This window comes from Marinomonas sp. TI.3.20 (assembly GCF_038155025.1).
In the GTDB taxonomy this organism is placed as follows: Bacteria; Pseudomonadota; Gammaproteobacteria; order Pseudomonadales; family Marinomonadaceae; genus Marinomonas; species Marinomonas flavescens.
The window spans coordinates 61,363-71,610 of sequence record NZ_JBAKAS010000018.1 but is presented as its reverse complement, the minus strand read 5'-3'; the positions used below and the strand labels follow the sequence as shown (position 1 = coordinate 71,610).

The window sequence follows — 10,248 nt, the reverse complement described above, 5'->3', positions numbered from 1 at the left end:
GTGAAGGGGTGACGCTATAGTGAGAAACTTTAATATTTTCTGTCCGTTCGACAATAAGAGACATGCCGCCAGCGGTATGGATGGTAATATTTTCTAAAATAATATTTTTACAATCAATAATATGTATTCCAGGAATATTTCTGTTCAATGATCTTTCGCCATAAGTGATCCAAATTCCACCGACAGGTATAGGTTGTGCATTGTCTCCAAGTTGTGAAAATTCTACCAGATTATTGCCGAGATCAAAGGCATGAGGGCTATTTTTTGTCTCGTAAAGACGCGCGTTAAAAATAGGGGCTGTGGTGTTCTTATCAAACACAATGTTTTGTCCAACTTGAACCCATTGTTCAAATCGTTTGAATAGAATTTGGTTGTTTTCAATTTTATAAGGGTAAAGTTCTGCGTTTATTTTTGCCGTAAAGCTTTTTTTATCCAAATCAGATGATACAACTTCTAACTCAGAATGAAATGGCATGATGAAATCAACGCTAAAGTTTTTAAGCGTTATATTGTTAGAGTCTTCAATTGCAAATGGGATGACCTCATCATAAAAAATGAATGATGATCCATTTCCGTTGATAGTTAGGCCATTCAACTTTTTTATATAAAAAGCAATTCGTTTTAGACCGTCATCATGGTTTGCAATATTTTTATAGCTTTCGAATGCATACTTTCTTGATATCTTATAGATCCCTTTGGGAAAGTCTAAGGTTACATTATCCATGCCTTCGATTGATGTTAATATTTCGCTTAATTTTAAAGTTATGTCTGTATTGGGTAATATTCCATGAGAGGATACATCTATATTTTTTTGTTTTATATCATTTAGATTCATTAAGTAATCCTGCTTTATGTTATCAATTTAGAATAAACGAGTGCTGTTTATGTATGAAAGGGCTTTGTGTCTATTGTTTGTATCAGATGTTTGGTTGTGAGCACATTTATCAAAAAATACAGATAAATAATCATAGTGATGTGTAAGGTTCAAGAACTTAGCAAGTTAAGCTCTTGAACCTACAATGTTGTTTATGATCGCTTTGTATTATTTGTAAGCATAGGCGGGGCCATATTCAGCGAGTCCAACCATGATATAAGGGTTTAAGCACTTATCATTAACAGACTCAGCAAAAGACCATAATTCTATGTACAGTGTTTTTTTAATAGAATCATACTTATCATTGCTAGCTAGATTCACCAATTCGTCAGGATCATCTTCTAGGTTATAAAGCTCATCATGATCAAACGAGTTGTAAACAAGCTTCCATTTATCACTGAATACCGCTCTTTGAATGCCATATATTTCATTACCATTGGTTTGAGTAAATGAATACTCTCGCCATTTTTCTGGTTGTTCGTCATTAATGAAAGGCACTAGGCTCTTACCTGTCAGGGTTGAGGTGTCTTCACCAATAAGTTCTAAAAATGTAGGCGCAAAATCAGCAAGAGAAACTGCCTCAGAAATTGTTCGATTAGGATTTTTAATGCCATTCTTCCAGCTAATAATCGCAGGAATATGATATGCACCTTTAAAGGCGGGCAATCCCTTACACCATAGGCCGTGCTCTCCATTGTAATCACCATGATCACTGGTGAGTAAAATTAGAGTGTCATCGAAGTCATTTCGTTTTTTAATCGTTTCTATTACCAAACCGAATAAATAATCTTCGTAGGTGCAAAAGGCCATATAGTGAAGAATGGCGTCTTTTTTCTCTGCTACTGTTAATTGGTTAAACGCTTTCTGAGTTCGTTGATATAAATGAGGCTTATCCTGAAGATCATCAAAATGAATGTCGCTAAGTTCAATATCGACATCTTTATACATATCTAAAAAGCGTTGCGGTACAAAATAGGGGTCGTGTGGACCTAGAGTCCCTATATAGTACATCCATGGTTGTCCGTCTTCTGGGATTTCTTTTAATTTTTCGATTGCAGCATTTACGACATCAAGGTCATTGAACGGATTTTCTTTCATGCCGTAGTGATTGTAGGTTGGATATCCCGGACGTTTTATCTGCCCCATTGCTCTGGGAGCATTTGTATTTTCGTCTAGGGTTTCTGCTAGTTTTTTATAGACTTCCCAGCCTGCACTCATATGTGCTGTTGCTTCGTCTGGCTTGGTGTTTTTATTTGAAGTGACATAGTTTTCTTCAAAACCATGATCTTCAGGGCCTGTTTTGAAGCTGACATGCCATTTGCCAGAATACCCTAAGTAGTAGTTCTGCTTTGCAAAAGACTCTGAGAATAAGGTTGTTCCAGGGTTCAATCGATCGGATAAAGTGTTTTGTACGCAAACATTGTTCCAGACGCCATGTTCAGTTGGGTACTGGCCTGTAAAGAAGGTGGCTCGTGATGGGCAGCAATGTGGGGATGGGCAATGTGTATTTTCAAAATGTAAGCCATCTTTCATAAGAGCGCGCATATTTGGCATTTTTATCAACGGGTTAGTTAGTGAATCTCCGCGTTGTTGATCTGTCATAAATACCAATATATTAGGTGTTTTTTGCATAGGTAGATCCTATTAAATTTAAACTTATAGCTGTTTTATTATTAAATAAAAATTAATTATGCAGCAGCATTTTATATTTGTACACCTTGTTTTATAAGATTGGTTTTATTTTTCTCTTGGATATAAGTTATTTGTCTTGTAGGTAGATCTAAAAGTTATGACTGAGGTTATAATAAAAATAGATTGAAGTTTTTATTTTTAAGGTTTTGTTGATTAATATTAAATAAAATATTTTTTAAAAAGTATTTTGTTTTAATCTAATTGATATTATTTTTTTGTTTTCGATGGGGGGAAGCCAAATTTATTTTTAAAGGCTTTACTGAAATGGAATGCATCGTAGAAATTAAATTCTGAAGCCACTTGATTAACAGTATAGTTTTTATATTTTATAAGTGATTTTGATGCGGTAAGTCGAGTATTTAAATAATATTCTTTAGGGGACTGTTGAGTATACTTTAAAAACATTTTTCTTAAGTGTTGTTCTGTACATTCTGCAATTTCAGCCATTTCTTTTACCGTCCATTTTTTTGTCATATTCAGATGTATTTGAGTAATGACTTCCTGGACTTTTTTTAGGTTCTTATCTTGCTCGCTGACTTTGCTTAATGCGAGCCAGTGATAAATGGTTTTGGTTAAACTGGCAGTCGCCAGATGTCGATAGGTTGATTCCGTTTTCTGAAATAGCTCAACAATATCTGTCATTTCCCTATGAAAGAATTCATTGTTTGTCAGTGTTATTAGGTGGTCGTAGATTAGGTTGATTGCGCCATTAGGAATGAACTCCATCAGGAAGACTTCCCAGATCAGGCCTTTGCAACGGTAACTACGGATTGTAGTAGGGTGCAGAAAAATAACAGTACTTCCCTCTAGCTGTATCACTTCCCCAGTAGACAGCTCTATTTCACCGTGACCTTGTTTTGTGTACAGCGCAATGACGCTGCCTTCAAGCAGAGGGCGTAGACGATCCTTAGGCCATTCAACCTGATAGTTTTTGTCTGCCAAGGTGTTCCATAAGGCCAATAGGGTGATGCCACTGGAAGCTACCGTGTTATTTATGACGATAGGGATGTTAAATGTTGTTTCGTTTTTTACATGCAAATGATCATTCATTCCATTCATTTATGCTGTTACTTAAGTAAAATTCGATGATAGCAGCTATTAACGATGATTTTTAACTTAAAATTGTCTGCGCAGTCTGCTTAGCATAAATAGAGTCGTTATTTATTTTATGCACCTCATATAAATCCAATAATAAGAAGGTGGAGATCAAGATGTTTACTTTAATGTCTTTTGTCTTTTTTACTGCACTGGTTGCAGTAATTTCGTATATAAAAACAAGGAAAGACAACCTAAATACTGAAAATGGTTACTTCCTTGCAGGGCGGAGCTTACCTTGGTATGTGATAGCAGGGTCTTTGTTCCTTACTAATATCTCAGCTGAGCAATTAACAGGTTTGAATGCAAACGCGTTTGCTAACGGTGCTAACGTCATGGCGTGGGAAACCACTTCAGCATTAACCTTAATCATTCTTGCTTTCGTTTTTCTGCCTCGTTATCTCAAGTCTGGGATTACGACGGTTCCTCAATTTTTAGAGTTGCGTTATGGCAAGCGTATGAGGGTCGTATCTTCTGCGATTTTTATCTATGCCATCGTCATTGGCTTTTTGCCATTTGTGCTTTATGCCGGCGCGATTACGCTCGGAAAGCTTTTCAATGTTAGTCAATTGTTCGGTACGTCAGATTATGCCACCACTTGGATTATGGTGATATTAATCGGTGTGATTGGCGGTATTTATGCTGTGTTTGGTGGTCTAAAAGCCGTTGCAGTCTCGGATACGGTTAATGGTATCGGCTTGCTTCTTGCTGGTATGTTAGTGCCTGCTATTGGTTTGTATCAATTGGGTTCAGGCAGTATTGGAGATGGTTTTTCAATTCTTCTAGCAGATGCTCCACAGCGTATGGATGCGGTAGGCTTAACTGATAGTGCTAATGTTCCGTGGCACGGTCTGATTTCTGGTGTGATCATCATTAACTTGTTTTATTGGTGTACCAACCAAGCCATTGTTCAGCGTGCTTTTGCAGCTAAAAATTTAGCAGAAGGCCAAAAGGGTGTATTAGCCGCCGGGGCGCTAAAAATCATTGGCGTTGTCATGCTTGTGTTACCTGGAATTATTGCGTGGCATATGTTTCAACGCGGTATGATTGACATTCCTTTCAAAGTTGTTGATGGCGTCACCACGAACATCCTGAATAGCGATATGTCATACCCAATTTTGGTGCGTGAAGTGCTTCCTACTTGGTTGACTGGATTCTTTGGTGCTGCATTATTTGGCGCGGTACTGAGTTCGTTTAATAGTGGTGTAAACAGTCTTTCGACAATCATTAGTTTAGATATCTATAAGCAGCTAATTAAACCAGATGCCACCGATGCACAGACAGTGCGAATTGGTCGTCTGTTTGGTATTGCGACCATCATTATCTGTATCATTATTGCACCGTTTATCGCGACATCTGATAGTTTGTATACCTTGATGAGAACGATAATGGCGGTCATTAATGTACCTATTTTTGCTGTCATCCTTATGGGTGTGTTATCGAAAAGAGCCCCTGCTATTGCTGGTTACATTGGCTTAGTGTTCGGTATGGTTTTCTTTTATACAGCGCATTTCGTATTTCATGATGATTTAGGTTTTATCAAGCTGCATTGGCTAAATTTGGTTGGTTTAAATCTAGTTCTTATGCTGCTTATTATGACGGTTGTTCGTTATATCAAACCATTAGATAAGCCTTATGTTCAAAAAGATGCGCAAATGGTCAATGTGACGCCTTGGAAGCATGGTAAATTGGCAGGCTGGGTATTGGTTTTTGCCTTTATTCTTCTTTATGCTGCGTTTTCCCCTCTTGGATTAACATCGCCTACTGGTTCTATCTTTAAGGTTATTTTGGTAACCGCTGTTGGCTTAGGCGTTATGTATGCTATTTACAAAGTATATAAAAAGCTGACTATCTCAGAAAAGTAATCGTTACTTTACACTGTAAGAGATTGTTTTTATTGCCCATTAAAAGTCGCAGCTATTATGGCTTTTAATGGGTCAGTCTCTTGTTTTCTCAGTTAAATGCACTCAGGAGTGACAATGAAAAAACCTAATATTATTCTAATTATGACAGATACTCAGGCGACCAATATGGTTGGATGTTATAGTGGCAAACCACTTAACACTAATAATATTGATGCTTTAGCGGCGCAGGGTGTGCGTTTTAATTCCGCCTATACCTGTTCTCCTGTCTGTACTCCTGCAAGAGCCGGCTTGTTTACAGGGATCTATTCCAATCAATCTGGACCTTGGTCAAATAATATTGCACCAGGTAAAAATATTTCTACGATGGGGCGTTATTTTAAAGACGCCGGTTATCAAACTTGCTATGTCGGAAAGTGGCATCTTGATGGCCATGATTATTATGGGACAGGTATATGTCCTCCAGAGTGGAATGAAGACTATTGGTACGATGGCGCCAATTATTTAGCAGATTTAAGTGACAAACAGATCGCGTTGTGGCGTAACGGCTTAAATTCAGTTGAAGATTTAGAAGCTAACCATATTGATGAAAGCTTTACTTGGGCGCATCGAATCAGCGATCGAGCAATAAATTACCTTGATGAAAAGTCAGCTGAATCTGAACAACCATTTTTGATGGTGTTGTCTTATGATGAGCCTCATCATCCTTTTACTTGTCCGCCTAAATATTTGAAAAAATACCAAGATTTCTACTATGATCTTGGCCCTAAAGCGTTTGATGATCTAGAGAATAAACCAGAACATCACAAACTATGGTCAGAGGCTATGCGATCTCCAGTCGATGACAAAGGTCTTTATCATCACCCGCTGTATTTTGCTTGTAACGACTTCGTTGATGATGAAATTGGTCGAGTAATTGATCATTTAGATCAAAGTGAAATTGAAAATACCTGGGTGGTTTATACCTCAGATCACGGCGAAATGATGGGCGCGCATAAGCTAGTTAGTAAAGGCGCTGCTATGTATGACGACATTACTAACATTCCTTTGATTGTTCGTCCGCCAAGACAGGCTGGCGTATTTGGTTCTGCGGGAACCCAAGTAAACACACCGGTTAGTCACATTGATATTCTTCCGACTATGATGCATCTGGCTAACATCGAGCAGCCTGATATGCTGCCGGGTGGTGAGTTAATCAGCGTTATTGAACAAGATAATGATCGTAACGTAATGGTTGAATTTAATCGTTACGAAGTTGAGCATGATAGCTTTGGTGGCTTTATCCCTGTGCGTTGTTGGATCACTCCACGCTTCAAATTGGTGATTAATTTATTCACCAGTGATGAGCTTTATGATCGAGTCAATGATAAAAATGAAATGAACAACCTCATTGATCATCCAGAATATGCGTCTATTCGTAATCAAATGCACGATGAGTTGATGGATTATATGGATGAGATTCGAGATCCATTTAGGTCTTATCAATGGTCTATGAGAGCGTGGCGTAAAGACGCTAAGCCTCGTTGGATGGGGTCTTTTAGACCTCGACCAAATGATGGATACTCTCCTGTCGTAAGAGATTACGATACCGGCATGCCAACCCAAGGTGTGAAAATTGAAGATAAAAAAATGAAATTCTAACGTTTCTTTTTTTATTGTAAATCGGTAAGTTTGTTTAGTAAAAAGCCCTTTTTAAAAAAGGGCTTTTTCATTTTTAAAGACGGTAACTTTGCTTTGTGTGCCAAGCTGAAACCAGAATGCAGAGGTTAATTTGCTGAAAATGGGATCACAGATAAGCGTTTAACCAGGGTGGGTACGAATATCATGGTAGCGGCTTTTTGCTCTTCTTTATTGGCTAGTGTTAGAGAAAGCATCGCGGCTTTTTCAGCCATCATCTGAATAGGGTAGCGAACTGTTGTCAGCTTCGGGTGTAGGTATTTGGCAATGAGGCCGTTATCAAAACCAATAATAGACATGTGTGCCGGTACGGCAATGTTGTTATCTTCTAAAGCAGACAGAGCGCCAGCAGCCATGTAATCGTTATAGGTTGCAATGGCCGTTAAAGGTAATCCTTTAGCCAGCAAATTTGTCATGGCTAGCTCGCCGCCTTCTTCATCCGGGGCACCATACTCAATGTGGCTTTCTGAATGGGGCAGGTTGTTGTCTTTTAAGGCTTGTAAATAACCTGCTTTGCGCTGCTCCGTGTCTTCAATGTCATGATTAGAGCAGATATAACCTATTTGTTTGTGGCCATTTTTAATCAAATATTCGGTAGCGAGATAGGAGCCTTTTAGATTGTCTAAAGCGACACATCGATTGGCAATTTCAGGAATAAACCGATTGATCAGTACGAGCCCAGGTATTTCTTCCGCAAACGCAATTAGCTCTTGTCCCGTTAAGCTTTTACTGTGAATGACCAGCGCTTCGCAGCCTTGATTTATTAATAATTCAATTGTTTCGCGCTCTTTTTTTGCTGAATGGTAACCGTTGCCAATCAAGAGGTGCTTGCCTTGCTTGGTGGCAACCGTATCGATTGCTTTTACCATGGAGCCAAAAAAGGGGTCAGATACATCGCCCACCAAGATGCCCATAGTCTGTGTGGATTGGCTCACTAGTGCGCGGGCGGCAGCATTGGGTCGATACCCGAGTTTTTTCATCGCGGCAGTGACCGCCTGAATAGCAGCTTTGCTCGCTTTAGGGGAGTGATTGATGACGCGTGATACTGTAGCGATAGAAACATTGGCCTCTTTCGCAACATCTTTAACAGTAGCCATATGCTTTTTGCCTTAGCTTCTTTGTATTAGTCAGAACCATTTTTATAGTACTTTACCATAGGTAAGTTTAAGGTTTGCTTATACTTTTTTAAACTTATCGTTTAGCCCATGCGGTGTGCTTATCTGCTTAAGGGTATGATCCAGCTTGCGGTTGTTTTTGTTCGGGGGAGGGGAGTAACGATTCACTTATATTTCGTTTGAGTATAAGTGAATCGTTAGGAGAGCAAGAAAAAGCGTTACTGAGGTTGGTTTATTCGGTGCTGTCTCTGTTTAACGATACGAAAGACGATTCCGGCAAGCATCACTAATCCACACACACCATAAGTTTGCATGTAGGTAGGATCATCAGACATAAAGCCAATATTAGAGAACATAATGTAAGCACCTAATACCATATAGATAACAACGGCAGAGGCTTCAAACCTGAAGGCCCATGGGGTTATATTAATGGACTCGTTAATGGGCATAACATAGTCGGTTTTTCGTGGATAAAAGTAACCAATAATAAACATCAACGCCGTACAAACGACGAATAAAATGGCGAGTTGGTGTAAGAAGTGAAGGTGCACTTTGAATATAAGTTGCATAGAAGCATAAGACGTTACAAAGACAACCAGCGCGACTTTAGCTGCAATGGCTGGCACTCGTTTTGAAATATAACCAACAAAAACAATGGTGAAAATAGGCACACTAAAGAAGCCGGCCACCATTTGTAAATACTGAAATAGACCTTCTGGCGCAAACATGATGAAAGGGGCGATACAAATTGAAATAATGGCAATGAAAACGCCGAAGATACGGCCTTTGCCTATTAGTTCTAGATCTGTTTTCCCTTTACCAAATAAAGGTTTATATACATTTAGGGCAAACAAGGTGGTTGAACTGTTTAATACGCCATTAAAAGTACTCAGTATGGCACCAAACATAACGGCCACAAAGAATCCTACCAGTGGTTTAGGCAGCACTTCGTTTACCAGTCGAGTGTACATGGCGTCTGGATTACCTGCATTTGCTCCAAAGATATGGTACGCAATAATGCCAGGCACAATAAGAATGAGTGGTGTAATAACCTTTATCAAACCTGCCCCGATAACGCCTTTTTGTGCTTCTTTTAGGTTTTTAGCCCCTAATACACGTTGAACTATCGACTGGTCTGTTCCCCAGTAATATAGATTCACTAACAATAAGCCAGTAAACAATGTGGAGAATGGAAGAGGGTCTTTGTCTGTGCCTACTGATTGAAGTTTCTCAGGCGCTGACGTGAGAAGTGTGTCTAAACCAGCGCTGAAACTACCGTGACCTAATACAATTAAGCCAAAAATAGGGATCATGAAGCCACCAATGACAAGGCCAATACCATTGATGGTATCGGCAATGACCACGGCTTTTAAACCACCGTAGATGGCGTAAAAGAACCCTAATAGACCAATGGCGGCAGAAATTAAGGCAATTGATTGGAACTGTGTTATTCCCAGTAAGCCTTTAACGTCAAAAATTTGGGTGATGACGACAGCGCCAGCATAAAGCGTGGTAGGCAAAATATTAATAACGTATTGGCAAAGAAATAATAGCGTTACAAACTTTTTGACCGACATGTCATAGCGACTTTCTAAAAAGTCGGGAATTGTGGTGATGCCTTGCTTTAAGTAGCGCGGGATCAGTAGTAGCGCAATAATTACTAAGGTTACACCTGAGGCAACTTCCCAACCCATAACACTCATATTACTCGAATAAGCTTGCGCACTCATACCGACAAAACTTGTGGCGCTGAGATTGGTCAAAATGAGTGAGCTGGCGATCAATCCACCAGTAAGGCTCCTGCCGCCTAAAAAGAATCCTTCTCCAGAGTGATGCTTATCTCGTTTTACCTTGCTGTAAGTGAATATTACTACAAAGCCAGTAAATAATAAAAACGATAAAAATACCGTTATGGACATAGTCTTTTCCTTTC

General features: G+C 39.1%; 7 protein-coding genes. 2 read left to right on the top strand and 5 right to left on the bottom strand.

The features are described 5' to 3' along the window. The 3 genes from V6259_RS16245 to V6259_RS16235 all read right to left on the bottom strand — a co-directional run. A partial coding sequence (locus tag V6259_RS16245; protein ID WP_341585460.1) for a hypothetical protein occupies positions 1 to 835 on the bottom strand: 835 nt, incomplete at its 3' end. Between the two features lie 207 nt (positions 836 to 1,042). Continuing rightward, on the bottom strand, positions 1,043 to 2,506 hold the full coding sequence (locus tag V6259_RS16240) for a sulfatase-like hydrolase/transferase (protein ID WP_341585459.1): 1,464 nt from the start codon (positions 2,504 to 2,506) through the stop codon (positions 1,043 to 1,045). A 267-nt stretch (positions 2,507 to 2,773) separates the two neighbouring features. Beyond that, positions 2,774 to 3,625, bottom strand: coding sequence for a helix-turn-helix transcriptional regulator (locus V6259_RS16235; RefSeq protein WP_133012097.1), 852 nt, complete (start codon positions 3,623 to 3,625; stop codon positions 2,774 to 2,776). A gap of 152 nt (positions 3,626 to 3,777) precedes the next feature. Here V6259_RS16235 and V6259_RS16230 point away from each other — a divergent pair, with 152 nt between their 5' ends. Beyond that, positions 3,778 to 5,526 (top strand): solute:sodium symporter family transporter, encoded by a 1,749-nt coding sequence (locus V6259_RS16230; RefSeq protein ID WP_341585458.1) that lies wholly within the window; start codon positions 3,778 to 3,780, stop codon positions 5,524 to 5,526. Between the two features lie 114 nt (positions 5,527 to 5,640). Next, entirely contained in the window at positions 5,641 to 7,164 is a 1,524-nt protein-coding gene (locus V6259_RS16225) for a sulfatase-like hydrolase/transferase (RefSeq protein ID WP_341585457.1), read from the top strand. Between the two features lie 125 nt (positions 7,165 to 7,289). On the opposite strand, the gene V6259_RS16220 is transcribed toward V6259_RS16225, so the two are convergent. Together V6259_RS16220 and V6259_RS16215 are read right to left on the bottom strand one after the other, a co-directional pair. Further along, on the bottom strand, positions 7,290 to 8,297 hold the full coding sequence (locus V6259_RS16220; RefSeq protein ID WP_133012100.1) for a substrate-binding domain-containing protein: 1,008 nt from the start codon (positions 8,295 to 8,297) through the stop codon (positions 7,290 to 7,292). A gap of 236 nt (positions 8,298 to 8,533) precedes the next feature. Then, on the bottom strand, positions 8,534 to 10,234 hold the full coding sequence (locus V6259_RS16215) for a solute:sodium symporter family transporter (protein ID WP_341585456.1): 1,701 nt from the start codon (positions 10,232 to 10,234) through the stop codon (positions 8,534 to 8,536). Positions 10,235 to 10,248 lie beyond the last annotated feature (14 nt).